The organism is Streptococcus parasanguinis (assembly GCF_000963275.1).
In the GTDB taxonomy this organism is placed as follows: Bacteria; Bacillota; Bacilli; order Lactobacillales; family Streptococcaceae; genus Streptococcus; species Streptococcus parasanguinis_B.
Genome location: NZ_JYOW01000001.1, coordinates 602327 through 626179, shown reverse-complemented (window position 1 = coordinate 626179; position 23853 = coordinate 602327). Strand labels below are relative to the sequence as shown.

Genomic DNA, 23853 nt, shown 5'->3' with positions numbered 1-23853 from the left:
CTATTATTATAGCATATTTCAATCATTTTAGTTCTCCTATTTAGTACTTACCCTACAACAAAAAGCCCAACAATTGGGCTTTCTCATTATCAAAATAACTTATACTCATTCCTTACTTGTATGCCGCTTTCCAAGACTCAGCGCTTGCTCTTCCGACATTTGAACAACCTTAGAAAAATTAGTATTGCGAGGCATATTATCTAGTGAGTACCAATAGACATCCGCACTCCCATTTCTGGCCACATAAACAACTGGAGCTAGTTGAGGAGTTGGTGCTGCAGGCTCTACAGGTTGAACGGGCTGTGCAGGCACTGCTGGCTGACTCGGTTGAGGGGCTTGACTTGGTTGCGTCTCTACAGGCGTACTTGAAGGTTGTGCTTGACTACTTGGCTCTGTCGGCACCAAGGATGGAGTCGCGGTCCCCTTCAGATAGTCAATGGTCGCATTCTTAGAGTAGTTGTCCAAGGTCACGGTGGTGATCCCATAAGCATCTACCGACTCTTTGGGACTACTTAGATGGATAGGTAAAAGGTTGCCATCTCGATCAATTCCTACATATTGCAAGGTCACCTGCCGAGGAATTAATTCATCTCCAGTATAGATCGGAGTCACCTTGTAGTCCAGCCAATAATTGGGGTGGGTAGCAAGCCAGCTATCGAGTCGTTTCTCGTAGTAGAGCATGCCCTCCACATTACTATCCGCTGTTCCTTTATAATTCCCCGTATTGGTCCAGGCAGTTAGAGGAACCAGATTTTTCCCTTCATTGGTCAGACCACTAAACTGATAGCCGATCAAATGCCCTCTATGGAACAACCAGGCCTTCTTTCCCTTGTTTCCATAAGCAATCTTATAATTGTGCCAGCCAACCGGATTATAGCTGAGACGTGGTTCTCTTTTTTTCTTTGGCTCATCCTTGTCCTGCAGCTGAATATGAGCTGAGGTCGCACGACCTAAATGATCAAAATCCCCCAGTACAAGCTGCTTACTGCCATTAAAAGGCAGTAGATGAAGACTCTGGTAATCGAGGCCCGTTTGCTGGGCTTGAACCCCTTGAACAAAAGCCAAGGACATAAAAACCGAGACGATCGCAACAATAACATTTTTCAAAAACCGTTTTGTAACCATGATTGAAACTCCCACATTTCTATCTAGTGATATTATAGCAGAAAAAAGCGGTTACAGACATAGAAGATAGGCAATTTATTCTCCTATTTCAATTAGATTTTATAATGAGTTTATTCTCACTTTAATATTCTTTAGTGTATAAAATACGGACTATTATTTTAATACATAAAATTATCTACACCTTTCCTAAATCAACTTATATTCATACCACTCTTCATCTACTTTCTGAAAACCCAAAGCCAAAAACATTCTTTGACTTTGAGTATTAAAAGGATAAATTTGAGCAGTTACCTTAACCATTTTTTTCTCTTTGGCCAACTGTATCATTTCAGAAATACACCGTCTTCCGATCTGTAAATTCTGATACTCTTTGCTGATCACTATAGAAAGCTCTGAATGATCTTGAAGAGTCACATCTCCAACTAACACTCCCTCATATTGGATATAATAGCAAGAACCATGTGAAGTTAGGTAATCATACATTTTATGAAGTTTTGTTACATCGTAAATCTGATCAGTGTTATCCACTTGTTTGCAAATCTCACTATCTTGATACCAAAGAAGGGAGATGTCATCATTCCTATAATAAGGAATAAGCGTTATCTGATCGTCTACTATTCTATTCATACTTACTCATTTCATATTTCTATTTAGAGGTTTCTTCCGATACTTCAATATTCCCCATCAACCAATTGGACATCTTTTTGCCTTTGTCTTTATAAGGGTTGGGAGGAAACAAGGTAAATGGGGGAATGCTGGCATCTGGGAAGAATAGTTCTACGCTTATCGTTCGCTCGCGATTATGATCGACGTAGGCTGTAAAATAGATATGATAATGTCCGCTCACATCACCACCATTATCATACTCTCCTCTAGCAGTATTTGGTAAGAGCGTCACAGATTTTATGTCTTGCTTTTCCTGAGCTAAGTGTGCGATGATCTCACTCTTAATAGCAGCCTCATGATTTCTGACGAAATTCCCATCATCACTATATCCAGGATGCTCACTAAGAGAATAGAAAATAATAACCATCAGAAAAGGTAGGGAAATTAAAAAAATAATCAGCTTATTTGATTTTAACATGTGGGTCCTCATTCATTTTATCTTTTGACAAACACTTCAGTTTCCCATCGTCTAAGCACATCTTTTAAAGGCTCATCAAGATAGGTATAGGCCTTATCCTTAATCCAGTCAGGGATTCCATAAGCTGCTTCTGCTATACTCCCTGTGATGGCAGCAAGAGTATCACTATCCCCACCAAGAGAGATGGCATTTCGAATCGCATCTTCAAAATCTGTACTTTCAAGAAAAGCAATGATGGCTTGAGGTACCGTATCCTGACAGGTTTCATTGAAACGATAAGTAGGACGAATTTCATCTAGTGTTTGAGAAAGGTTATATCCGTACTCTTGCTCTATGTATTCCTTGATGAGTCTCTTGCACTTTGTAGGGTTATCGTTGATCGGTTTTCCATAGTCACCACTGTAACCTCCAAAGTAATAACGACACAGAAAGATAACATCAGACGTCGCCATAGCTCCCTTGACCCCCTCTGGATGGTTATGAGTCACTTCTGCAGAAAGTCGTGCAAGAGCTCTTCTGGACGGCCAAGCTCCTGTTCTGGCACAGAAACTACAATCCATGACCCAAGCACATGGAGAAACACGCATGGCAGAGCCATTGCCAAAGCTATTATAAGGGGAGCAATCATTGCTTTGAATCCATGTATTAAACCTAGGCCCGTACCCAGCATCGGGATACATTCTGCCATATTTCTTCATGGCATCAATAAAGTCATCCTTCTGACCACCGTTCATGATGGCTTCAGCAACAGCACAGGTCATAACTGTGTCATCTGTGAAAAAACAATCCTCACGAAATAAAGGAAAGTCCTTGGTTTTTATATTGTCCCATTCATAAACAGAACCAACAATATCTCCTACTATTGCTCCTAGCATAAGATTCCTCCTTACAGCATATCAGATTTCCAATGGATCACTCTTTAAAAATGGCTCAACCAAATCAATCCACTCTTGAGGCAGGTAAGCTGATAAATAGCCATGGTTATAGCCCTTTGCTTCATACAGGATCGTGTTGGGATGTAGCTGCTGAAATAATTTTGCCGATGCTTTCACACAGTTCAATTCTTTTTCACCGTAGATATACAGTACCTGGGCCTTACTAGCAGAAATCGTATCCTTCAGCTTGTAACGCCCCATATAAGTTTTGTAAATGGTCACCAATGTTTTGATAGGCGTCCTTGGCAGATCCTCCAAATAATATGTTTTTATCTCCTCTGGATAAGCCAGTTTAGGATAGAGTTTGTCCATCATGCTTAATTGAAGTTTGCAAGAGAATTTACTGAACATCAGTTTACCAAACAAAGCCACTAGAAAGATGCTGATTTTAGCTAACCTTGGTTGTGGAATACAGAGGCTTCCATCTATGATGGCCTTATCAGCTATCTCGCTGTCTAATGACAAAAGCTCCATGGCAATTTGACCTCCGAGCGAAACGCCACCGATCGCAAACAACTTCCCACCACAGTTTGCTTTGATATAGTCTAGGATCTCCAAAGCAGAATCTTCAGTAGAAACATAATCGATGTGATATTCTTCGCCGTGGCCATTCAAAGTGGGTAGAATAACACGGTAGTCTTTTGATAAGATCCGCGCTTGACGAAGATAATTCCACCAAGAACTGCCACCGCCATGTATCAGTAAGATAGGAGGCAAATTCCTATCACCAAATTCATGGAATTTCATATTTAAACTCCTTACAGTACCACTCCAACCTGTAGTGATAAAAATCATTTGTATTAAAAATAGTTAGATGTGTTTGAATTTGAGCAAACAAAAGTGGCATATTGCCCCAAATTGATATTCCAACATTTATATTATTCAGTCTTATTCTTGTTCGAATACCAACTAGGAATGATTTGCTTCATATCATCATACCATTCTAAAATTTCCTTAGCTTGATGTTGCATTACTGATATTTCTTCAACTCCGTATGGTACAGCCCAAGGAAGTGATCCAACTAAGTTATTTAGAATATAGATAGCGAGAAGCTTCCAAAATAAATCCGGAATCTTATGATCAAAATATCCATCTATCATACCAGACGCAAAAGAGGGAGAGACTTGAGCAGACCAAACAATACGATTGAATTCCTCCCAAGGATCTCCAAGATCAAATCGATCAAAGTCAATGACATAAATTTTACGATCTTCACCAATCATGAAATTTCCTATATGATAATCTCCATGTTGGAAAACCTGAGGTCTATCTTTTAACAATTCTCGATTTGCATTTAAAAAATCAATAAAGATCTGACCATTTTCATATTGAACGGGACATTCTTTGTATTTGGAGATTTTATCATCAATTTTTCGATTATAAAAGACCTCCCAATCTTCACGAACTTCTGTAACAGGGAGTGAATGAATTTTTTGAAGGATTCTTCCTGCTTCTACACCGTATGTGTATTGTTGTTCTTTCGAAACAGTTAAAATGGTTTCTCGAGCATCTTTTCCGCCAATCCATTCGTGTAAAGAATGTACTTCGTCATCGCAGAGTTCTATGCTAATCGGTTTACACATCGGAACTCCAAGAGAAGCAACTTTCTCCATCATATCAAATTCAAATTTTTTAGAATCTAACTTCTCCTTATCAGAAACACGCAAGAAATATTTTTGCTGTTTTTGATCTGTCACACAATATTTTTTATCATCTGACCAGCCTTTATTTATAGCTATCTTACTACTATAATCCACCAATAACTCCTCGATTAACTTTACAACATTACTATATTCTTAACTAATGAAAAGTAATTCGTAGTCCGTCCATTCTTTCACACTTTCTAAAGATACATAAAGTTTAAACAAGTTTATTCTCGTTTCGAAATTATAATTTTTTCTTAAAATGAATAATTCTATTTGCCTCCTGAAATCCAATATTGAGATGAAATCTTATAGAATCCGTATTCGTTAAAGTACAGTCACTTGCAAATTCCTTACATCCTTTATTTTTCGCCCATTCCTCACATTTTGCACAGAGATTTTTAGCAATATCCTTTAAACGATATTCCTCGTCGACAATAATTCCTTCTAAGAATCCAACAGGACTATATTTACAACCTTCAACATAATCAAATCTGAGTGAACATAGTGCTAACCCTACAATTGTGTCACCTTCAACTTCAGTAAAGATTGCAGTATTTTTGCCATTCGTATATTTTTTTACTTCATCAATAGCTTCTTTATCTGTCAATTGGGGCCATAATTGTTTCATTAGTTCAGCCGTTTTTATAGAATCTTTTGTTATTCCATCCATATTGATGTTCCTCCGCAAATTACAAGCAAATGTTTCGAATCATGCTGTTACTTTGTTACTCATTGATTGATACCAATACCATACCCTTCTACTTTTCGCTGTCTCAGATCGGAAGAGTAGAGTCACACACTCAGCGGTTCGGACTTACCGTATCATTTCGTCGTAAACTCCTTACTCTACGACAGCTATACTCCAGGGCACCTTCTCGACCTTCGGTCTCACCTTGTCCCATGGGCAGATCATCTACTTCTACTTCGCTACTATCTAGCTCGTACAAGTAGTCATACCGCCTCAACATGGTGCGTTTGCGGGACTCAAAAGGTTCAGTGAACCTTTTGAGGATTAACTGCGTTTCACTAACAAGCTCACACACTCGACATGGTGCGTTTGTGGGACTCAAAAGGTTCACTGAACCTTTTGAGGATTAACTGTGTTTTACCAACAAGCTCACACACTCCACATGATGCGTCTGCGGAAAAAGATCCACCGGCTGTACTTTCTTCAATTCATAGCCCAACTCTTGGTAGAGTTTGATATCACGCGCCATGGTGGCGACGTTACAGGAGATATAGGCGATGCGGTCAGCGCCTGTTTGGGCACTTGCTTTGATGAAGCTTTCGGTCAAGCCCTTGCGTGGTGGGTCGACTAGGATAGCAGTTGGTTGGATGCCTTCCTTGAGCCAATTCTTCATAGCATTTTCAGCTGTGTCACAGACATAGTGGGCATTGGTGATACCGTTTAAGCTAGCATTCTTCTGGCTATTCTCCACTGCTTCTGGGATGACCTCAACTCCATAGACTTCCTTGACATGCTTGGCAACTGATAAGCCTATGGTCCCAATTCCTGAGTAGGCATCAATCACGACATCCTCTGCTCTTAGCTCTGCAAAGTCAATAGCTGTCTGATAGAGCTTCTCTGCCATTTCGGTATTGACCTGGTAAAAGGCTGGTCCAGAGATTTGGAAGCTATTGCCCAACATTTGGTCGGTAATATAGTCTTGACCATAAAGAGTACGCCATTCTTTTCCAAAAATGGCATTTGTATTCTGGTCATTGATATTTTGCATAACAGATTTGATAGCTGGGAATTGCTTGATCAACTGCTCGATCAACTGGTCCACACGGAACACCTTAGGACGAGTGGTCACCAAAATGACCATGATTTCTCCTGAATGATGACCTCGGCGGACCACCAGATTGCGGATCAAGCCAGATCTTTCTTTTTCATCATAAGGCTTAAGGTCAAACCGACGAATCAAATCTCGAAGAGCCAAGACCACTTGGTCAATGACTGGATCTTGGATATAGAAGTCTTCGATCGGCATCAAATCATGAGAGTTCTTCCGAAAGAAGCCTGTCTCTACCTGACCATTGACACGACGGACAGGAACCTGAGCCTTGTTGCGATACTGGACAGGATGGTCCATCCCCAAGGTCAGGGGTACGTCGATATCAGAGATTCCTGCCATCTTGTAGAGGCTATCCTTGACCTGTTTGGCCTTGAATTTCAGCTGCTCCGGATAAGCCAGGTGCCCCAAATCGGCAATGCCGCTTCGCAAGTAAGCTAGGTCTAGCTCTTCATTGCGGTGAGGTGATTTTTCCAAGTACTCCTCTACTTTTCCGTAGCCGATCTTCTTGTTGACCTTGAGCACGCGCATGCGGATGACTTCTCCTGGCAGGGCATTCTCCACAAAAAAGACCAGGCCATCGACCTTAGCCACTCCTGCTCCTTCGTGTGTCAAATCGACAATCTCAACCGTTACAATTTCATTTTTCTTTAACATCGTTTTCTATCTTTCTACAAATTAAAAGGGGTGGAGTCCAAAACTCCCATCCCCTTATTATATCATCTCAGTCCCATTTGGTACAATTTCTTTTTATAAGCGTCAAAATCGACCAGCAGGCCTTGGCCACCGTACATATCGTAGGAATCGACCCAATCCCCATTTTCTGGGATGGTCACTCGTTCAATTCCTTTTCCAGCACTTCCGACTAGTCCAAGTCCATTGGTCAATAGGAAAGAGAAAGGAACATTGGTAGACGTCATAGCAAAGACTTTCCCTAGGGCTTCTGATCCCGTAAAGAGTTTGGTTGGATCCTTGATCTGATGCATGATAGCGGACATGACCTCTTGCTGGCGACGGGTCCGACCAAAGTCTCCTTCATCATCCTTACGGAAACGCGAGTAATTGAGAAGGGTCCGGCCATCCATCCGTTGTTTTCCAACCTTGATGGTTTGCTGCGGAACGACACCGTCTTTCATGTTCAAATCATCTGGTACTTCTACTTCACTGACCTTTTCGCCATCAACCGTTGAAAACTGCGCATTCATCTCGACCCCATTCGGGAAGAGGGTATCGATTGCTGTCGCAAAAGTCTTGAAATCGACCATGGCGTAATATTGGATGTCAATGTCAAAGTTGTCTTTGAGCATCTGACGCACCAATTCAGCCCCTTGGTTGTTATTTTGCTCCCCGATGGTGAAGGCAGTATTGAGCTTCTGGTCGTAGTAGCCATCATATTCAGGAATATTTTGCTGGCTGACACCATCGATATGGACCAGTGTGTCCCGCATGAAGCTGACCATCTTGATCTTGCCTTCTTTGTTATTGACATTGACCACCATGATGGAGTCTGTCCGGGTCTCATCTGACTTCTCACCGATCCGACCATCTGTCCCCAAGATCAGGATATTGACCCCATCTCGCGACTTCTTGCCGTTAAATTTCTCAACGACAGCCGGTTTGGCATCTGGACCTGTCGGCTTACTGTTCAAGCCTTTCACAAACATGAAGACCATGCCACCGATAATGAGCAAGAAAAAGAGAGCAATCCACTTGAGAATCCGCTTGACGCGAATTTTTTTCCGTGGTTTCTTAGGTATATCGCTCGTCGCAGCAACTGCTTTCTTCTTAGACTTTTTGCTACGTGATTGGTAAACAGGGAGATCCCCAATCGGTTCAGCAATCTCTCCTTGCACTTCTTCTGTAGCGTCTACCTCAGGTTGAAGGGCTTCTGCTTCCTCATAAGCTCCTTGGCTCTTCTTGAGCAGGTAATTGTATTCTAGTTGTTCTCGTTCATTTAAATAATGAAAATTTGAGTATAAGTACTCTAATCGCTTTCGCTCGTGGTGAGATAGAAAGTTGGATTCGTTACTCATCTTTTCTCCATTCCGTTATCTTTTAAGGTATAGACCTGATACTGACCCAAGACTTTTGTCTGAATGCCCAAACTGTCTAATTCTTGATAGGCAAATTGCAGAAGATCAGGCGCTTCGTTTAGGAGGTCAATAATGAAAAAGTATTCTCCTAAAGCTGTTTTTAGGGGGCGACTTTCAATCTTGGTTAAATTGATCCCCCGCCAAGCAAAAGTAGACAAGCCCTTATAGAGGGCTCCTGCCAAGTTACTTGGTAAGGTCAAGGCCAAGCTAACTTTTTGAAGGGCTGGACTTAAAGTTTCTGAGATCGCTGGCTCTGTTGCCCCTAAAATCCAAAAGCGTGTATAATTGTCCTCGATTTCTTGGATGTCTTTGGCCTGGACTTCCAAGCCGTACTCACTGGCTGCTGCCAGAGGAGCAATCGCTGCAATTTCCAAGTCTGGATGCTCTGCCACATAGCGAGCCGCATAAGCTGTTGAAGCCGTCATTTCCATGGCCACATCTGGATAATGAGCTCTTAGAAAAGCCTTCCCTTGAGCCAAGGCCTGTGGATGCGAATAGACCGTTCGAATGGGGCGGTCTTTTTTAGCCACCAAGAGCTGTTGCTTGATGGGATAGACCACTTCTGCAACGGCCTGAATGGTCCCTTGATGAAAGAGGTAATCAATGGTCTCATGGACACTGCCTTCAATCGAGTTTTCAACAGGGACAACTGCAAAATCGATCTCTTGATTCTCATAAGCCTTGATGACATCTGTGATCGTCCGATAGGCGATGCGTTCAGAAGTTGGAAAGCTATGAGTGGCCACATCATGGGTAAAAGATCCCTTGGGACCAAGATAGCCTACAAGCATCGAATGATCTCCGCAATTTCTTCAGGTGTTTTGTCCTCAACATCCACAATATGGGTAGCAATATCCTCATACAAAGGCAAACGACCATCAAAAATCTTCTTGAATTCTTCTTTGGTGTGGTTTAAAAAGAGGGGGCGTTGCATGGCTTTATCATTTTGAATGCGGCTGTACAAGGTTTCAAAATCTACCCGCAAATAAATGTTGTGAGGATTTTTTTCCAAGAGGGCACGGTTATGAGCATTGACGACAATCCCGCCTCCAGGGGAGATGATGGCTGCCTCGTTTTCCAACAAACGCTCCAGCATTTCAGCCTCGCGACGACGAAAGGCAGCTTCTCCTTCCACTGCGAAATAGTCATTGATTGACATACCGATCTCTTCAACAATTAATTCATCCATATCATGGAACTTTGGATCAAGAATGCGACCAACGGTCGTTTTACCTGTTCCCATAAAACCAAGTAAAATTTTAGCCATGCAGTAAGATCTCCAAATCTTCAAAAAAACTAGGGTAACTGGTGTTAATGGCCTCTGACCGATCCAGCACCACATTTCCATCTTTCACCAATAAGGCAGCAATGGCAGCCATCATCCCAATCCGGTGATCTCCAAAAGTCTCTAAGTCTGCTCCATGTAGAGGAGTCGGTCCAGTGATGATCATGCCGTCTTCCGTTGGCACGACATTGGCTCCCATAGCATTGAGACTATCTGCTACGACCTGGATGCGGTCCGTTTCTTTCACACGAAGCTCCTCAGCATCCGCAATCACGGTCTGACCATTTGCTTGTGTCGCTAATAAAGCAATAATAGGCAATTCATCAATCAAGCGTGGAATCAACTCCCCATCAATCTGAATCCCTTTTAAGGACGAAGTCTTGACAGTGAGGCTCGCAGAGACCGCTTTTTCATCGCGATCCTCAATGGTGAGATCTCCCCCCATTTCTTGAATCACATCGAGAATCCCTGTCCGCGTTTGGTTGATACCCACATTTTCAATCTTGATCACACTATCTGGAAGAATAAGGCCGGCCACTAACCAAAAGGCTGCACTGGAAATATCTCCAGGAACGATGACTTCTTGACCTTGGAACTCTTGTCCACCTTGGATGCGGATAGTTTTTCCATCCACTTGGATCTCTCCACCAAATTGGCGAATCATATCCTCCGTATGGTCACGCGTCTTTTCCTTCTCGATAATCGTCGATTCACCCTCAGCCTGTAAAGCCGCAAAAATGAGAGCAGACTTGACTTGAGCCGATGCCACTGGCAAACGGTAATGAATGGGTTGAAGCTGATGGGTCCCTTTTTCATGTAAAGGTGGGCAATCGCGCTCTCCCTGACCAGCAATCTCTACCCCCATCTGACGCAGTGGAATCGCGACACGATCCATGGGCCGTTTGGAAAGGCTGTCGTCTCCAACCATGGTCACTGCAAAATCCTGACCTGCTAGTACACCTGAGATCAAACGAATAGACGTTCCTGAATTGCCCATATCAAGGGGAACCGTCGGAGCTTGAAGACCTTGAAAGCCTACTCCTTGAATCCGAATCACATCCCCATCATCTTGGATAGAAACTCCCAAGTCTCGAAACACCTGGATGGTAGAAAGCACATCTTCGCCTCGCAAGATATCATAGACCTTAGTTTCGCCCTTTGCAAGACTTCCAAAAATAATGGATCGGTGACTGATGGATTTGTCACCAGGGACTCGAATGGTTCCCTTTAGACCCTTGCTATTGGTTCTTAATTTCATTGCCATCTCCAGAGTGCTTTTCCACATATTCTATCATAAATAGGACATGAATTCAATTTTTGATCAAAAATTTGGAACAAAAAACGAATGTTTCCAAGCATTTTTTGAGCTTGTTTTCCTCTAGTGGCGAACGAAAATACCAGAGTCGAAATGACAACTCTGGTAGAAATTTCTACTTGTATAAATCTTGAATCGGCTCAAAGATGATCTTTTCAAGATCTGCAAGATAAATAGACAATTGTTGTTGTTTGGTGAAAAATTCATTCACAATCGGACTTGCTTGGATTTTTTCCATATAGTCCTTCATTTCTTGTTGCACAGCTTCTGTTGGAAGTTGACTGGATTGCATCAAGCCTTGCAGTTGATTTTGGAAAGCGACGTATTCGTCAAACAGCGTTTTCGCTTCTGGATTTGCTTCGATCGCTTGCTTGCTTTCTACGACAGCCGTGTATTCAGGAAGGTCTCGCAGGGTCCGAGAGAGTTCGTTTGCTACATCATAAATATTTGCCATTTTCTAGGCTCCTTTACTGATAAGATACTTCTATTATACTGCTTTTCCTTCAATATTCCTAAAATGAAGCAGGCCTTTTGATACAAATCCTTCTGTAGACCTAGCGAGCAAGGACGGTATAAGACGTCGCCTGGCTAATCATTGTTTGGGCCCGCTCTTGATCCTCTAAATTTTTAAAGGTCAGCTGCAAAATTCCGTGGATATCTTCACGATTCTCTTCATTAATATGAATATTGACCAAGGAAATCCCTTGCAGGAGTTGTAAGATTTCGAGGATCACACCTTCCTGATCGGGAACATCGATAAAGAGATCATAAGCACTATCGTGGCCAGCACGCTGATGGATCTGCATTTCTTTTCGGTGCTTGCGCCCTTCTTGGAAAAAGGACCAAATGGCCTCTTCGTTATTTGCTTGAATGGTCTCGGCCACTTGGTCCAAACGTTCTTTGAAATCTGCAATTCGCTCTAATATAGCTTGAGGATTGGACAAGAGAATAGAGGTCCACATGCCTGGCTCACTTTCTGCAATCCGTGTCATATCCCGAAAGCCACCAGCCGCAAAACGTCGGGTCATTTCATGCTCTTCTCCATAAGCTACGGCCTGCTCGACTAAGGTCGATGCTAAAATATGAGGAAAATGACTGATCTGGGAGGTTACCCGATCGTGTTCCTCAGCATCGATTTCAATAAAGCGGGATCCCAATCCACTCAAAAGCTCTTTCAACTCTTCCATGGCACTTCCTGTGGTCAAGCTGGAAGGGGTAAAAATATAATAAGCGTTCTCAAATAAGGTGGCATCCGCTGCTGCTGCACCTGTCTTATGACTCCCAGCCATGGGATGCCCTCCCACAAAGCGCACGGCCTTGTCTTTAAATACCTTTTCGGCTTGTGCGACAATTGCTGCCTTGGTAGAGCCTGCATCTGTCACTAGTACCTGGTCTTTCAAATTCAGACCAGCTAAGGTTTCTAAGTAAGACTTGGTTTGCTTGATGGGAAGGGCCAAAATAATGATATCTGCTAAAGGGGCAAAGGCTACGAAATCATCCGTCACCTGATCCACCATTCCTCTTTCAAGGGCGATGGTTCGAGAGGATTCACTACGATTGTAACCAAGAATGGTCACGTTTGGGTGAGCTCTCTTAATCCCTAGCGCGAGGGAAGCACCAATCAAGCCCAGCCCTGCAATATAGACAACTTTCTTCTCCAAAGGAAAACTCTTTCTCTTAAAAATTCTTCGTAAAATCCCGGTGCTTGGCAACGGCTTCTTTCAATTCTTCCAAGTTATCGGATGAGAATTTTTCAAGCACTTCTGTAGCAAGGACCGTTGCGACCACTGCTTCCATCACGACACCTGCAGCCGGTAGAGCAGTTGGATCGCTACGCTCCACTGTTGCCTTATAAGGCTCATGGGTTTCGATATCCACACTCATCAAGGGTTTGTAAAGCGTTGGAATAGGCTTCATGACGCCACGAACCAGAATCGGCTCTCCGTTAGTCATGCCCCCTTCAAAACCACCAAGATTATTAGTACGACGGGTATAACCGGTGTCCTGAGACCAGATGATTTCATCCATGACTTGACTACCTTTTAGGCGACCTGCGTCAAAACCAAGGCCAAAATCAATTCCCTTAAAGGCATTGATAGAGACCACTCCTTGAGCGATTTTGGCATCCAATTTCTTGTCCCATTGCACGTAGGATCCTAGTCCAACAGGCACACCACCAACCAAGGTTTCCACAATTCCCCCGATGGTATCGCCATCTTTTTTCACTTGGTCAATGTAAGCCTTAACGGCTTCTTCTTGTTCTGGCACAACGATCGAAACTTCCGACTTCGCTGCCTTTTCCTTGATTTCTGAAACGGTTAGATTCCCGGGAATTGCAATCTCGATTCCCCCAAAATTAACAATGTGGCTGGCCACTTCAACGCCGATTTCTTCTAAAATCCGTTTAGCAACTGCACCAACGGCTACACGCATGGTCGTCTCACGGGCAGAAGAACGTTCGAGCGAATTACGAAGATCGTCAAAACGGTATTTCATCCCTCCGACTAGATCGGCATGACCAGGACGTGGCTTGGTGATCTTACGTAGATTTTTCTTTTTCTCTTCGACCGGTGCTACATTCATGATCTCTAGCCATTTTTGATGATCCAGATTGGTCACGTTCAGAGTAATCGGACCTCCCATGGTCAAGCCATGACGGACCCCTGATGTGATCTCGACCCGGTCACTCTCAATTTTCATCCGAGCACCACGACCATAGCCACCTTGTCGACGTTTGAGCTCTTTATTAATATCCTCTTCAGATAAAGGAAGGCCTGCCAGAACCCCCTCGATGATGGCTGTTAGTCGAGGCCCATGGGACTCTCCTGCTGTTAAATATCTCATACGACCTTATACCTTTCTTTCTAAAAAGTCCTTCATTTCTTGAAGAGGGATTTGATGAATCGCTGCTTGCCCCAACTCTGGAACAATGACTAATTTCAAGTTCGTCCCACGAGCTTTTTTGTCATGAGTCAAGGCTTGATAAAGGGCTTCTTTATCCCAGTTCTCATAGGTCACCGGAAGGCCAAATTTCCGGCACATTTCTTCGATTTGTTGGCTGATTCCTTTTGGCATCAAGCCCTTTTCTTCTGCAACTCGGGAGAGCTGCACCATGCCCATACTGACGGCTTCTCCATGCATAACCTGCCCATAACCAGCTGTCGCTTCAATAGCATGTCCAATAGTATGCCCAAAGTTGAGATACAGGCGAATGCCATTGTCCAACTCGTCTGCCACAACATGGTCTCGCTTCACCAAGCAAGAATGAGAAATGATGCTCTCTGCATGCTCTAAAATACTCTGGACAGAACCATCCATGGCTTCCAATTCTTCCCAGAGTTCAGTATCTTGGATGAGACCGTACTTGATGACTTCGCCCATCCCCTCGATCAATTCACGTTGCCCCAACGTGCTCAACACTTCAGGATCAATAAACACACCATCTGGTTGAGCAAAGGTCCCTACCATGTTTTTAGCAAGTGCTGTGTTGACCCCCGTCTTTCCCCCGATAGAAGAATCCACCTGTGCGGTCAAGCTAGTCGGGATCTGAACAAAGGAAATTCCCCGCATATAGGTCGAGGCAGCAAAACCAGCCAAATCACCAACTACGCCACCCCCAAGAACAACGATTCCATCACTGCGCGTCATGCCCTGGGTAGCTAGAAAGTCATAGACTTTTGAAACAGTGGTTAGATTCTTACTGGCTTCCCCTTGAAGAAACTCAAAGCGCACCACTTGAAAACCAGCTTTCTCAAGGCTCTTCTCTACGATAGAGGCATATAGCTTAGCCACGCGGTTATCGGAAATAATGGCGACTTTTTTATCGCCCCAAAGAGTGCGCAACCAGTCTCCAACCTGGTTGAGACCACCTCTTTCAATCACAATATCATAGGAATGTCCTGGAATAGGTACCGATACGTTCATAGGAGTCTCCTTCACGTTTTTCTTTGATTCTATCTTATCATGAAATAAGGCACATGTCTCAATCAAAATGAAAAAGAGACTAGAGCAAGACTGTTTTATTAAAAATCAGGTCTTGTTCTAATCTCATAAAGCTTTTTCAATAGGAAAAGGTAAACCCCTCTCTTAATCACATACAAATTGACGATATTCAGTTGTCAATGCTTCCCATACAGACTCTGTAGGAAATACTTTTCCAGTCATTAATTCAAAGGCTACTTCAGCTTGATAAAAGAGCATTCCCAGCCCATTTTCCCTCTGGTTTCCTTGATTCACTGCCAATTGCAGAAAGGGGGTCACTGCCGGATAGTAAGCCATCTCTACGATTAAGGCCTGTGGGGGAAAGGTCAAGTGACTCGCTATTGGAAGAGACTGACCATCCATTCCAACACCAGTGGCATTTAAGATGAGATCAGCTTGATGAAAAAAGTTTTGAACATCTTCATCTTTCTCAATCGCATACAATTCTATCAAGAAATCAAAGCCTTCTTCAACCAACTGAACTATTGAACGATAATGAACTAATCTCTCCTCTCTCACAAAGACAAGGATACGTTTCACACCTAGATGAATCGCCTGTGCAATAATCGCTAAAGCTGCACCACCTGCACCTAAGAGAACCATTGTTTTTCCCTTAATAGAGAAAGCAGGAGGTAAACTACGAAAGAAACCTATCCCATCTGTATTATAGCCTTTAAGCTTACCATCGCGGTGAACGATAGTATTGACAGAACCGATCTTTCGGGCCATCTCATCCACTTCATCTAAGTAAGGAAAGACCTTCTGCTTGTAGGGCATGGAGATATTGGCCCCAATCATATCCAACTTACGAATTTGGCTGATGGTGCTTTCTAAGTCTTCTTCAGCAATATCCCAAGCTAGATAAGCAGCATTGGTCGCTGTTAATTCATAGGCTAGATTATGGATGAAAGGAGAAATACTATGACGAATGGGATGGGCAATGACCGCTGCCATCCGAGTATATCCGTCAATCTTCATTTAATAACTCCCGAATTCTTCTCATATTTTCAAGAGGAATTTGACCTGGAGCACTTTCATCTCCGACTCTAGCATAAGACCAAGAAGAGCCTGTCAAATCAGCTGTCAAGCGCGAAATCTTCCCGACCTTGCCCATGGAAATCGTTACATATTCTTGCTCAGGGTTCAGTGTCTTGAAACCACGCGTATAATTCATCAAGTCAAGAACATCTTGTTCATTGTGGGCCATGACAGATACTTTGACTAATTTTGGAGAAAAACTGGTCAATTCCGATAAGATCTCCATCATATTTTCCGGAGTTTCTTGGAAGTTATGGTAGCTGAGAACAAGATTTGAAAATTCCAACATCTCTTCAAAGACTTCACGGTGACTATAATACTCGAAATCGATATAATCCGGATGATAGATGGATTGAATATCTTTCAGGATCCCAACATATTCTTCATTAGTCAGCTCCATCCCTCCACCTTCAGCTCGAGTCCGCAAGGTGAATAAAATCTCGCGTCCAGCAAATTTCTCAAAAACTGCAGGAGCGACGGTTAAGATCTCGTTTTTTTCTAAAAAGTCCGCACGCCACTCAATGACATCCGCATCATCGTAACGCGAACCATCTAGTTGTTGCGCCTCTTCTAAGGAGCGAGGCATAATCGACACAACTAACTTCATACATCCACCCTAATCGTAAATACTTTTAAGTAATTACTACTTTCTTCTTTCTTGTTCCATCGAAAATCTCCCGGAAGGCCGTATTCTGCTACATAACGATGTTTACGCCCTTGAAATCCCTTTTCGATTTGTTTTTTAAATTTTTCTTTGGTCACATTTGCCGCATTGGTACTGAGAATCACGGTCCCACCTGGATTTAAAATCTCGAGGGCCTCGCTCACCAACCGATGGTAATCTTTAGCGACTGAAAAGGTCCGTTTTTTATTCCGCGCAAAGCTAGGCGGATCGAGTACGATCACATCATAGCTTAGCTCATGGCGTTTGGCATATTTGTAATAGTCAAAGACATCCATCACGACAAAACGATGAGCATCCAGCGCCAAGCCATTTGCCACAAAATGCGCTTCTGATAATTCTCTACTTCTCTTAGCCAGATCGACCGAAGTCGTCTCTACTGCTCCGCCCATGGCAGCTGCAACAGAAAAAGCAGCTGTATAAGAGAACATATTGAGCAAGGACTTACCAGCAGCGAGCCCCTCAACTAAACTTCCTCGGACTTCATGCTGGTCCAAAAAGATCCCCGTCATCAAGCCATCATTGAGAAAGACTTGGTAAGAGACCCCATTTTCAAGAATCAAAAATTCTTGCGGAGCTTCTTCTCCATAGACATGAGCCGATTCATAGTCCAAACCTTTAAAGCGAATCTTTTCATAGCCGCCTCGGACTTCTGAAAAAGCTTCTTGAAAGGCTGCTAGAATGGTTTCCTTAATCTGAAATACGAAGGGATTGTACCAAGAAAAAACAACAAACTCACCATATAAGTCAACCGTAAAGCCACCAAAACCATCTCCATCTTGGTTAAAGAGACGAAAGGCCGTCGTCGTTTCATCCGCATAATAAGAACGACGGTATTGCTTGGCTTTGATGAAAAGCTTTTTAAAAAAGTCTTGATCAAAAGCGACCAACTCTTGTGAAACAAACCATCCAATCCCTTTATTTTGTTCAGATAAGTATCCGACTCCGAGGTATTGTCCATCTCCTGAAAGCAATTGAACCTCTTGATCCAAAGCAGGAAGTGACTCAAAATCTTGCTTTTCAAGAAGGGATTGTCCTTGTTTGATTTTTGTTGCGACTTGGCGACTAACTGTGAGTTTTTTCATATCCTCTATTATAGCAAAAGTCTGCAGTTTTCACAAAGAGAGGCTTTATTTACTGGAACTTTTTTTACCGTTTTATCCTAGCTTTCATCATTTAGCTTCAAATGATATAAAATGCCGGATCTTTCCTATTTCTTTCCTCTCCTTTACAGTCATTTTTTTCTTTCTCCATAAAATTGTGGTATACTTGTATATGAAAATTTTTAGGAAATAAGACAAGGAAGTAACATTTTGTGAAAAAAATTACGAATTCGATACTCAATTTCATGAGTACCAGACTAGGATTTGTCTTGACCCTTCTGTTGCTCTACTGGTTCAAAACCATGTGGGCCTATTCAGTTGATTTTAATTTAGACATTCAGGGACCGTATCAGATTTTTCTAGCAGTGATCAACCCATTGCCGATTAGTCTGCTCTTCATTGGTCTTGCACTTTATATCAAACGAACCAAGCTCTTTTATAGTTTGGCCTTTGGGATCTACCTTCTCTTATTTATTTGGTTGATTTCCAACTCCATCTATTATCGAGAGTTTACAGACTTCGTAACGGTCAATACCATGTTGGCTTCCAGCAAGGTTTCTGCCGGTCTCGGAGCTGCTGCTTTAGAATTGTTCCGACCTTGGGATGTGATCTACATTCTAGATTTCCCTATTCTAGCTTTCTTCTTCTTTAAGAAATGGATTCGAATGGACAATCGTCCCTTCAATAAACGAGCTAGTTTTGCGGTTACCTCTTTATCGGCTATGCTCTTTTCGGCCAACCTTTTCCTCGCAGAAATTGACCGACCTGAGCTCTTGACTCGTGGGTTCTCAAACTACTATGTCGTTCGTGCCCTAGGCTTACCAGCCTTTCTGGGTTATAGCGCTAATCAGACCTATGCTGCCAACAAAGAACGTTCCAAAGCCTCCGAAGCAGATTTAAAACCGGTGGAAGAATATATCCAACAGCATTATGCCAAGCCTAATCCTGAGTACTTTGGAATGGCCAAAGGCCGTAATGTTATCTACATTCACTTGGAAAGTTTCCAACAATTCTTGATCGATTACAAGTTGAAAGTAGACGATAAAGAATATGAAGTGACACCTTTCTTAAACTCACTTTACCACTCGAAAGAAACCTTTGCCTTTTCAAACGTCTTTAACCAAGTCAAGGCAGGAAAAACGTCTGATGCTGAAACCATGATTGAAACAGGCCTCTTCGGACTCAACCAAGGTTCCTTTATGGTGAACTATGGTGGAACCAATACCCAACAGGCTGCACCATTTATTCTTTCAAAAAATGGTTACAACTCGAGCGCTGTTTTCCACGGGAATGCTGGAAGTTTCTGGAACCGGAATACTGCCTATAAACAATGGGGCTACAATTACTTCTTTGATGCTAGCTACTTCACCAAACAAAACAGCAGCAATTCCTTCCAGTATGGTCTTAATGACAAATACATGCTCAAGGATTCCATTAAATACCTTGAAAGATTGCAACAACCTTTCTATACTAAGTTCATTACGGTTTCCAACCACTATCCTTATACGACCAGTTTGTCAGGAGATGATCTTGGCTTCCCTCTAGCTAAGACACAGGACGAAACCATCAATGGCTATTTTGCGACCGCTAACTACCTAGATTCTTCGATCAAGGCCTTCTTTGATTACCTGAAAGAATCTGGTCTTTACAAAAATTCCATCATCGTTCTCTATGGGGACCACTACGGAATTTCAAACTCCCGCAACCCAGCTCTTGCTCCTCTACTTGGTAAGAACTCTGAGACTTGGTCAAGTTATGACAATGCCATGTTGCAACGCGTTCCTTATATGGTAGTTATTCCAGGTATGGATAAGGGTGGCATCATTGATACCTACGGTGGCGAAATTGATATGCTCCCAACCTTGGAACATTTGCTAGGTATTGAATCCAATAAATTCCTCCAAGTTGGCCAAGATATGCTCTCACCAGAACATGATCAAATCGTCGCCTTCCGCTCTGCTAACTACTTTGTTACTCCAGAGTATACGAGCTATAGTGGCCGGACCTATTACACCAAAACAGGTGAGGAAATCACGAACCCAGACGAAAAAACCAAGGAAGAACTGGACAAGATCAGGGAAGCTGCTAACCTGCAATTGAAGATTAGCGATAGTATCCAGACCGGTGACCTCCTTCGCTTCTTCAAGGGCAATGATCTTGGAAAAGTCAATCCAGATGATTATTCCTACACTAATTCCTTCAAGGCATTGAAGAAGATTGAAAAGGAAAAAGGTGACAAATCAACCAGCCTTTATAACCAACGTGGCAATCAGTCCACCGTTGATCTCTTCAAGGCACCTACTTATAAAGAATTGCACCCAGAAGACGATAGTTCTTCCTCAACAGAGACCAGTAGCAGTTCTTCTAAATAAAAAGAATCCCTGAGTTTTTAAACTCAGGGATTTTGTGATTCCTTTAAAAAGAACTTAGTCTAGGACTTCAAAAACAGAAGCCGTTAAATTCTCCACATAGAATGGCCGTTTATGACGACTATTTCCAACCATCAATTTCAATTTATCTGAATTTTGGAGGTAATATGGAAGTCCGCTGGCGTTGAAGATGACCAAGTACTTCTTGTCTCCTGTTAGTTCAAATATCAGAAGTCCACTACAATCAGTTGCAGATTGGATAAAGACTTGTTGGTAGATTTTATCATAGCTTTCAAGCCCTAAGACAGGAAGACTTGTCTTCAAATTGATCAAGCTTCGGATATAGGCAATTGATTCCTTGTTTTGACTGACCAGATCCCAGTTGACCTGATTCACAAAATCTGGAGCATTGTAGGAATTCATGGCCCGCTCACGATCCAAAGGTGTGATTTCTCCATCAGGACCTGTCGCTACCAATTTAGTCCGCATAAACTCTTGACCCAATTGCATAAAGGTCATACCCTGGAAGAGCAGGTTCATGGCCGTAGCCAACTCTGAGCGCTTGACTAAGCCTGCTACTTCTTCATTTGGATGGAGGGTCTGAAGCAAGTCATAGAGATTATAATTGTCATGAGCCTCCACATAATTCAAAACCTGATTCGGACTTAAATAATGACCCAGCTCTGCACTGCCTAGAACAGCACGCGCAACGATATTCTCTGTTGATTTTCGGCTGACAAAGCCACGTTTGATGGAACCATAAACCTCAGCTCCTTTAATAGCATCGCGCTCCGTGTCGTTAAAGAATCCAATACGTGGCAATTGCACCGCATTGTCTTTCTTAGCCTTATCCTCTGGTGCGAGACCGGTTCCCATATCCCAACCTTCTCCATAAAGGAGAATGCGAGGATCCAGAGCATCCATCGCCTCCCGAATAGCATTCATTGTCGTCACATCGTGAATGCCCATCAAATCAAAGCGGAAACCATCGATCTGGTACTCTTTGACCCAGTGCGTAAGGGAATCAATCATGTACTTGCGGTACATTTCATGCTCACTTGCCGTCTCATTTCCGACACCTGTCCCATTTTGGAAGCGCCCATCTGGCTCCATCCGGTAATAATAATCGGGCACTGTATTTTGGAAAGGACCATGCTCAGTTGAGTAGGTATGATTGTAGACCACATCTATGACTACCGAAATCCCAGCGTCATGATAAGCCCGGATCATAGTTTTAAGCTCTTTCATGGTTTGTTTGGGATTGGATGGATCCGTTGAAAAACTGGTTTCTGGTGCAGAATAATTCTGAACGTCGTAACCCCAATTGTAGGTCACACGACCTTCTTCATCGTACTGTTTATAGCGATCAGATATCGGCTGTAATTGCACAACATTGACCCCTAACTGACGGATATAATCAAAGGCAGTCGCATCGCCATGGCTATTGACAGTTCCTTCTTGGCAAGCCCCCAGATAGGTCCCACGCAAAGACTCGTCTACACCTGATGTCGGTGACTTGGTCAAATCCCGAAGGTGCATCTCATAGATCACTGCTTGACAAGGATTGTCCAGGCGCCAGGGAGTCGCATCGGCGCCTTTTTTAGTGCCCCAATCAAACTGACGATCTGCTCTTGAGAGAATGGCTGAGCGCATTCCATCGGCTGTCGTTGCAATGCTATAAGGATCGCGCGTCACTTGATTCTGGTGTTCAAAATGCACACGATATTGATAAGCCATGCCACTTAAATTTCCTAGAAAATCTAGAATCCAAACACCGTGGGTGTTTTCTGGATGGTAGCTAGACTCTTGTTTGCCTCGCATCATCGGAATAGTCTTCCAAATAGGCGCATCCAAGTCTGTTGATTGATAGAGCAACAATTCAACTTTCTTGGCAGTAGGAGCCCATAGTTTAAAGCAATACTCCCCTTCTTCCTCCCGATGACCAAGCCAGCCTTGATAAGCCCATTTGGTGTCAAATTCCTTGGCATGGGTCGCCATATCGTAGGCATGAGGCTGATGATGACTATAAGCATGACTCGTCAAAGCAGCTTGCAAAGAATAATAGACAGTATCGTCCCCATCGAGAATCCAAACTTCTCGAACATGCCCTTCTGGTAAGAGTTCGATTTCAAAATCACGGGTTTTGGTGAGCCAATCTCCCTCTTTAACCAAGACATGACCCCGGTTCAAGGCATCCTCACTCTCATATACCAGATTTCCCTCTACTCCAAAATAATCTAACTTGGAGAAAGAGACTGATTTTCCTTCTACTTGATCCTGCCATTGCCACATATCATAGGCAAAATAATTTCCTTTTTGCTTATGAAAATGAAGCTTTACATGGTATTGTCGCATAACATTTTCCTATTTCCAATTTGATACCGAAGGAACCATTCGCACGTGAAACACGTACATGGTTCCAACTATTTGTTTTTATTCTTCAGATGTGTGAACCAAAGCATCGTTGTTGATTTCATCAATATTTGCAAAGAATTCCAAGTGATTATGAAAGACTTCCAATTCAACTGGAGTATCTCCCCCATATTCGCCATCTAGATTGATGCGGAATGGTTGAGCATTTTTCCCTAACATTTCGATCGACAACTTCTTGGTCTTAAGATATTCTACATTTTCATCGTGCACATGCTTGCCTCCATTAATAGCCTGAATCATCAAGGACAACATGTTAAAGAGATTGGCAGTCTTGACGATAATCAAGGTAAAATTTCCATCATCGAGCTTAGCATCTGGTGCGACACTTTCAAAACCAGCAATGGAGTTGGTCAAAGCCACAAAAATCATCGAAGCTGGACCTTCAAAAACGCCATTATCGTGTTCGATCCGCACCTTACGAGCCTTGTTTCGCGGCAACATTTTAGCAGCTTCTGCTACATAGGCAAAGTAACCCAAGCGAGATTTAACACTACTTGGAACACTGAAGGTCAATTCTGTCATGGTTCCTGCTGCAGCAATGTTGATGAAATACTTGCTGCCATAGGCACGACCAATGTCCATTTGAATGGTTTGATTCTTTTCGATAATGCGAGCAGCCGCCACAGGATCTCCCATCGGTATCTTCAAGGCACGCGCATAGTCATTGGTGGTACCGGTCGGGATAAAGGCCATCTGCGGACGATTTTCCAGACCTGCGACCCCATTGACCACTTCGTTAATCGTACCATCTCCACCAGCGGCAATGATTAAATCAAAGCCTGCTTTAGCGGCTCTTTCTGCTTCATTTTGGGCAGAAAATGGTTCTGGAGTCGTTTGATAAGCGCTGGTTTCATAGCCCACGTCTTCGAGTACGTCCAAAACTTCCGCAATATTTTTCTTGATAATTTCTTGCCCAGAGGTCGGATTATAAATTAAACGGGCTTTTTTGATTCGTTCTACCATAAAGA

General features: G+C 42.9%; 22 protein-coding genes. 1 reads left to right on the top strand and 21 read right to left on the bottom strand.

Features of this window, described 5'->3' with window-relative positions:
* Positions 1–105 precede the first annotated feature (105 nt).
* From TZ97_RS03120 to TZ97_RS03030, 19 genes are all read right to left on the bottom strand, one after another.
* Positions 106–1125, bottom strand: a complete 1020-nt coding sequence (locus TZ97_RS03120) for a DNA/RNA non-specific endonuclease (protein WP_045759347.1) — start codon at positions 1123–1125, stop codon at positions 106–108.
* Positions 1126–1311: 186 nt separating this feature from the next.
* On the bottom strand, positions 1312–1752 hold the full coding sequence (locus TZ97_RS03115; RefSeq protein ID WP_045759346.1) for a GNAT family N-acetyltransferase: 441 nt from the start codon (positions 1750–1752) through the stop codon (positions 1312–1314).
* 19 nt (positions 1753–1771) lie between these two features.
* Complete coding sequence (locus TZ97_RS03110) at positions 1772–2209, bottom strand: hypothetical protein (RefSeq protein WP_045759345.1); 438 nt, start codon at positions 2207–2209, stop codon at positions 1772–1774.
* Positions 2210–2226: 17 nt separating this feature from the next.
* Positions 2227–3084: an ADP-ribosylglycohydrolase family protein gene (locus tag TZ97_RS03105; protein WP_045759344.1), complete on the bottom strand. Its 858-nt coding sequence runs from the start codon at positions 3082–3084 to the stop codon at positions 2227–2229.
* Positions 3085–3105: 21 nt separating this feature from the next.
* Entirely contained in the window at positions 3106–3891 is a 786-nt protein-coding gene (locus TZ97_RS03100; RefSeq protein ID WP_045759343.1) for an alpha/beta fold hydrolase, read from the bottom strand.
* 131 nt (positions 3892–4022) lie between these two features.
* Positions 4023–4901, bottom strand: a complete 879-nt coding sequence (locus tag TZ97_RS03095) for an aminoglycoside phosphotransferase family protein (protein ID WP_045759342.1) — start codon at positions 4899–4901, stop codon at positions 4023–4025.
* A gap of 130 nt (positions 4902–5031) precedes the next feature.
* Positions 5032–5460 carry an aminoglycoside 6'-N-acetyltransferase gene (aac(6'), locus tag TZ97_RS03090; protein WP_045759341.1) on the bottom strand — a complete coding sequence of 143 codons (429 nt, stop codon included), beginning with the start codon at positions 5458–5460 and terminating at the stop codon, positions 5032–5034.
* Between the two features lie 424 nt (positions 5461–5884).
* Positions 5885–7243 carry a 23S rRNA (uracil(1939)-C(5))-methyltransferase RlmD gene (rlmD, locus tag TZ97_RS03085; RefSeq protein WP_045759340.1) on the bottom strand — a complete coding sequence of 453 codons (1359 nt, stop codon included), beginning with the start codon at positions 7241–7243 and terminating at the stop codon, positions 5885–5887.
* A gap of 62 nt (positions 7244–7305) precedes the next feature.
* Positions 7306–8619 carry an LCP family protein gene (locus TZ97_RS03080; RefSeq protein WP_045759339.1) on the bottom strand — a complete coding sequence of 438 codons (1314 nt, stop codon included), beginning with the start codon at positions 8617–8619 and terminating at the stop codon, positions 7306–7308.
* A complete protein-coding gene (pheA, locus tag TZ97_RS03075; RefSeq protein ID WP_045759338.1) occupies positions 8616–9470 on the bottom strand; it encodes a prephenate dehydratase in 855 nt (284 codons plus the stop codon). Before pheA ends, TZ97_RS03080 begins: the two co-directional genes overlap by 4 nt.
* Positions 9461–9946 (bottom strand): shikimate kinase, encoded by a 486-nt coding sequence (locus TZ97_RS03070; protein ID WP_045759337.1) that lies wholly within the window; start codon positions 9944–9946, stop codon positions 9461–9463. Before TZ97_RS03070 ends, pheA begins: the two co-directional genes overlap by 10 nt.
* Entirely contained in the window at positions 9939–11222 is a 1284-nt protein-coding gene (gene aroA, locus TZ97_RS03065; protein ID WP_045759336.1) for a 3-phosphoshikimate 1-carboxyvinyltransferase, read from the bottom strand. Before aroA ends, TZ97_RS03070 begins: the two co-directional genes overlap by 8 nt.
* 172 nt (positions 11223–11394) lie before the next feature.
* Entirely contained in the window at positions 11395–11733 is a 339-nt protein-coding gene (locus TZ97_RS03060; protein WP_045759335.1) for a YlbF/YmcA family competence regulator, read from the bottom strand.
* A gap of 100 nt (positions 11734–11833) precedes the next feature.
* Complete coding sequence (locus TZ97_RS03055; RefSeq protein WP_045759334.1) at positions 11834–12940, bottom strand: prephenate dehydrogenase; 1107 nt, start codon at positions 12938–12940, stop codon at positions 11834–11836.
* 16 nt (positions 12941–12956) lie between these two features.
* Positions 12957–14123, bottom strand: coding sequence for a chorismate synthase (gene aroC, locus TZ97_RS03050; RefSeq protein ID WP_045759333.1), 1167 nt, complete (start codon positions 14121–14123; stop codon positions 12957–12959).
* Between the two features lie 6 nt (positions 14124–14129).
* A complete protein-coding gene (gene aroB / locus TZ97_RS03045; protein WP_045759332.1) occupies positions 14130–15203 on the bottom strand; it encodes a 3-dehydroquinate synthase in 1074 nt (357 codons plus the stop codon).
* A gap of 162 nt (positions 15204–15365) precedes the next feature.
* A complete protein-coding gene (gene aroE, locus TZ97_RS03040) occupies positions 15366–16238 on the bottom strand; it encodes a shikimate dehydrogenase (protein WP_045759331.1) in 873 nt (290 codons plus the stop codon).
* On the bottom strand, positions 16228–16905 hold the full coding sequence (gene aroD, locus TZ97_RS03035; RefSeq protein WP_045759330.1) for a type I 3-dehydroquinate dehydratase: 678 nt from the start codon (positions 16903–16905) through the stop codon (positions 16228–16230). The genes aroE and aroD overlap by 11 nt, the downstream gene beginning before the upstream one ends.
* Positions 16902–18065: a class I SAM-dependent rRNA methyltransferase gene (locus TZ97_RS03030; protein WP_045759329.1), complete on the bottom strand. Its 1164-nt coding sequence runs from the start codon at positions 18063–18065 to the stop codon at positions 16902–16904. The genes aroD and TZ97_RS03030 overlap by 4 nt, the downstream gene beginning before the upstream one ends.
* A 230-nt stretch (positions 18066–18295) precedes the next feature.
* On the opposite strand from TZ97_RS03030, the gene TZ97_RS03025 reads away from it, so the two are divergent.
* The gene (locus tag TZ97_RS03025; protein ID WP_045759328.1) at positions 18296–20455 is read left to right on the top strand and encodes an LTA synthase family protein; all 2160 of its coding nucleotides are present in this window, start codon (positions 18296–18298) and stop codon (positions 20453–20455) included.
* Positions 20456–20509: 54 nt separating this feature from the next.
* Here the strand turns inward: TZ97_RS03025 and pulA are convergent, their stop codons facing one another.
* On the bottom strand, positions 20510–22807 hold the full coding sequence (pulA, locus tag TZ97_RS03020) for a type I pullulanase (RefSeq protein WP_045759327.1): 2298 nt from the start codon (positions 22805–22807) through the stop codon (positions 20510–20512).
* A gap of 78 nt (positions 22808–22885) precedes the next feature.
* A complete protein-coding gene (locus TZ97_RS03015) occupies positions 22886–23848 on the bottom strand; it encodes a diacylglycerol kinase family lipid kinase (protein ID WP_045759326.1) in 963 nt (320 codons plus the stop codon).
* Positions 23849–23853: the final 5 nt, after the last annotated feature.

Bases quoted from the DNA above. Each gene is read 5' to 3' on its own strand.
- TZ97_RS03120 (WP_045759347.1), bottom strand. From the start codon at position 1,125: ATGGTTACAAAACGGTTTTTGAAAAATGTTATTGTTGCGATCGTCTCG.
- TZ97_RS03115 (WP_045759346.1), bottom strand. From the start codon at position 1,752: ATGAATAGAATAGTAGACGATCAGATAACGCTTATTCCTTATTATAGG.
- TZ97_RS03110 (WP_045759345.1), bottom strand. From the start codon at position 2,209: ATGTTAAAATCAAATAAGCTGATTATTTTTTTAATTTCCCTACCTTTT.
- TZ97_RS03105 (WP_045759344.1), bottom strand. From the start codon at position 3,084: ATGCTAGGAGCAATAGTAGGAGATATTGTTGGTTCTGTTTATGAATGG.
- TZ97_RS03100 (WP_045759343.1), bottom strand. From the start codon at position 3,891: ATGAAATTCCATGAATTTGGTGATAGGAATTTGCCTCCTATCTTACTG.
- rlmD (WP_045759340.1), bottom strand. From the start codon at position 7,243: ATGTTAAAGAAAAATGAAATTGTAACGGTTGAGATTGTCGATTTGACA.
- TZ97_RS03080 (WP_045759339.1), bottom strand. From the start codon at position 8,619: ATGAGTAACGAATCCAACTTTCTATCTCACCACGAGCGAAAGCGATTA.
- pheA (WP_045759338.1), bottom strand. From the start codon at position 9,470: ATGCTTGTAGGCTATCTTGGTCCCAAGGGATCTTTTACCCATGATGTG.
- TZ97_RS03070 (WP_045759337.1), bottom strand. From the start codon at position 9,946: ATGGCTAAAATTTTACTTGGTTTTATGGGAACAGGTAAAACGACCGTT.
- aroA (WP_045759336.1), bottom strand. From the start codon at position 11,222: ATGAAATTAAGAACCAATAGCAAGGGTCTAAAGGGAACCATTCGAGTC.
- TZ97_RS03060 (WP_045759335.1), bottom strand. From the start codon at position 11,733: ATGGCAAATATTTATGATGTAGCAAACGAACTCTCTCGGACCCTGCGA.
- aroC (WP_045759333.1), bottom strand. From the start codon at position 14,123: ATGAGATATTTAACAGCAGGAGAGTCCCATGGGCCTCGACTAACAGCC.
- aroB (WP_045759332.1), bottom strand. From the start codon at position 15,203: ATGAACGTATCGGTACCTATTCCAGGACATTCCTATGATATTGTGATT.
- aroE (WP_045759331.1), bottom strand. From the start codon at position 16,238: ATGAAGATTGACGGATATACTCGGATGGCAGCGGTCATTGCCCATCCC.
- aroD (WP_045759330.1), bottom strand. From the start codon at position 16,905: ATGAAGTTAGTTGTGTCGATTATGCCTCGCTCCTTAGAAGAGGCGCAA.
- TZ97_RS03030 (WP_045759329.1), bottom strand. From the start codon at position 18,065: ATGAAAAAACTCACAGTTAGTCGCCAAGTCGCAACAAAAATCAAACAA.
- pulA (WP_045759327.1), bottom strand. From the start codon at position 22,807: ATGCGACAATACCATGTAAAGCTTCATTTTCATAAGCAAAAAGGAAAT.
- TZ97_RS03015 (WP_045759326.1), bottom strand. From the start codon at position 23,848: ATGGTAGAACGAATCAAAAAAGCCCGTTTAATTTATAATCCGACCTCT.